The following is a 2616-nucleotide window of genomic DNA, read 5'->3' on the forward strand; positions in this document are numbered from 1 at the left end:
TGGGGGGCGACAATTATGTTGGCCGGTCGTTGACGTTTGTTTTGGCCGGTGGTGAGGAGTCGGAGGCGGCGTAGCCGCCGGAGACGACGAACCACCGGCGGCGCCGCGTCGGCGGGGCAATAGGATGGCTGATCGATTCTTAAAGAAGAAGCGGTCAGCACATGTCTGGAACCCGCATCACCGACCAACAGGTTCGCCTCTACATGAACAAGCGCAAACACCATCCGCAGGAACTCGCGGCCGCCAAGGCAGGAATCAGCGTGCGAAGCGCACGCCGCATAGAGCGTGACGCGACGTTGCCATCCCAGAAGCCGCAGCGCTCCTGGCGTACGCGTCCCGATCCGTTCGTCGATGTCTGGGACAGCGAGATCGTGCCGTTGCTGCGTAACGCTCCTCATCTGATGGGCATCACGATCCTGCGCAAGCTGCAGGATGATCATCCGGGCCGCTATCCCGACAGCATGCGTCGCACGCTGGAACGACGCATTTCTCAATGGCGAGCGCTCGAAGGTCCCAGCCAGGAGATCTTCTTCCCCCAGGAGCATCAACCCGGCGTGCGTGGGCTGTCTGACTTCACCGATATGAGCAAGCTGTGCGTGACGATTGGCGGCGCGCCGTTCGAGCACCGGCTGTATCACTTCGTGCTGGCGTTCTCGCGCTGGGAGTATGCCTGCGTCGTTGAGGGTGGTGAGAGCTTCGAAGCCCTCGCCAACGGTTTGCAGAATGCTCTATGGCAGGCGGGAGGTTGCCCGCGCGAGCATCGCACCGACAGCCTGTCAGCCGCCTTCAAGAACCTGAGCGAGAAGGAAGACTTCACGACCCGCTACAAGGCGCTGCTCGATCACTACGAGATGCAGGGCACACGGAACAATCGCGGTCTGGGTCACGAGAATGGAAGTGTCGAATCCTCGCACCGGTATCTGAAGGACGCAGTCGATCAAGCGCTGATGCTGCGTGGCCATCGCGACTTCGTTGATCGCGACGCCTACGACGAATTCATCCGCGAGCAGGTGATGCGTCGAAACCGGCGCAACGCCGCCGCGTTCCGTATCGAGCGCCAGCAGCTTCAGGATCTGCCGGAGTACCGTACCACCGACTTCGTCGAGGAAGAGGCTCCTGTGACCCGCTGCAGCACGTTTACGGTGCGCGGAATCCTCTACAGTGCGCCGTCGCGCCTGATTGGCCACCGGCTGAAGGTGCGCATCTACGGCGATCGGCTCGACTGTTACCTGTCCGGCGTGCTGGTCCACAGTACCGCACGGGGCTCGCGTGCGCACGACAACCGCCACTTCATTGACTCGCTGAAGCGCAAACCCCAGGCATTCAAGGGGCTCGCGTTTCGTGACGCACTGTTCCCGCGTGAGGCGTACCGCAGAACCTGGGAACAACTTGATGCCCGCCTGTCACAACGCGACGCATGCAAGACGATGGTCGGCCTGCTTGAGCTCGCGGGCCTGCACGGCGTGGAGGCCGTACTGGCCGGGCAGCTTGATGCGATGCTGGAAACCGGCGAGCTTCCTGATCTCAAGGCACTGCGTGAGCAGTACGCACCCCGTGAGACCGTGTGCCCCGAGGTGGAGGTCCAGATGCCGCCCGTTGCCGTCTATGACGAACTGCTCGAGAAGGTGGCAGCATGAACGCGCCCGCGCATGATGGTGGCCGCATGGCCCTGATGCTCAGCGAGCTGCGTTTGCCAACGATCGGCCGGTTGTGGCCCGAGTTCGCTGAGCGCTCGGACAAGGAAGCCTGGCCGGCCGCACGCCTGCTCGGCGCACTGCTAGAGCACGAGCTGGCCGAACGCGCTAAGCGACGCATCGAGCGGCACCGTACCGAGTCGCATCTGGACCCGACCAAGACCCTCGCCGCGTTCGACTTCGGCGCCGTGCCGATGGTCTCAAAAGCGCATGTCACAGCGCTGGCCACCGGAGAGTCATGGCTGGAGAAAGGCGCCACGGTTCTCCTGTTCGGGCCGCCTGGGGTCGGAAAAAGCCACCTGGGATCGGCTATCGGTCATGCATTGATCGACGTCGGCTACCGCGTGCTGTTCACGCGCACCAGCGAGCTCGTCCAGAGGCTACAGGCCGCACGCCAGAGCCTGCAGTTGCCTTCCGCGCTGGCCAAGCTCGATCGCTTCGATTTGATCATCCTCGACGACCTGTCGTATGCCCGCAAGGACCAGGCCGAGACCAGCGTTCTGTTCGAGCTGATTGCCGAGAGGTATGAGCGAAAAAGTCTTCTGATAACTGCAAACCAACCGTTCTCGGGCTGGAATGACGTGTTCCCCGACCCCGGCATGACGGTCGCCGCCATCGACCGGCTTGTGCATCACTCGACGATCTTCGAGCTCAACGTCGAAAGCTACCGCCGCCGCAAGGCCGGCGACAAACGGAATGCGCGGCGGCGTCAATTACACGACGACAACCCCGTCAACCCGTTTAGCGGCCAGTTGCCTGACGATGGCAATGTTGCGCAGTAACGATGAGCGTCAACTATGCGATCACGCAACGACAACTATGAAGGAGCAACGTCAAACATGACCTGATACCCAACGACAACTACCCCGTTGACCGGCCAAGATAGTTGTCGCTGACCGGCCATGCTGCTTGACGCTCTCTA

Annotated in this window: 2 protein-coding genes; both read left to right on the forward strand. The window is 62.1% G+C overall.

Features of this window, described 5'->3' with window-relative positions; all coding sequences use genetic code 11:
* Positions 1-161 precede the first annotated feature (161 nt).
* Positions 162-1637 (forward strand): IS21 family transposase, encoded by a 1476-nt coding sequence (istA, locus tag U5A52_RS42720; RefSeq protein ID WP_321940412.1) that lies wholly within the window; start codon positions 162-164, stop codon positions 1635-1637.
* Positions 1634-2476: an IS21-like element helper ATPase IstB gene (gene istB / locus U5A52_RS42725; RefSeq protein ID WP_321940414.1), complete on the forward strand. Its 843-nt coding sequence runs from the start codon at positions 1634-1636 to the stop codon at positions 2474-2476. Before istA ends, istB begins: the two co-directional genes overlap by 4 nt.
* Positions 2477-2616 lie beyond the last annotated feature (140 nt).

It is taken from the genome of Paraburkholderia sp. J8-2, from assembly GCF_905220195.1.
Lineage (GTDB): Bacteria > Pseudomonadota > Gammaproteobacteria > Burkholderiales > Burkholderiaceae > Paraburkholderia.

What these genes read in the sequence shown, in the direction of transcription:
- istA (WP_321940412.1), top strand. Translation starts at nt 162, where the DNA reads ATGTCTGGAACCCGCATCACCGACCAACAGGTTCGCCTCTACATGAAC.
- istB (WP_321940414.1), top strand. Translation starts at nt 1,634, where the DNA reads ATGAACGCGCCCGCGCATGATGGTGGCCGCATGGCCCTGATGCTCAGC.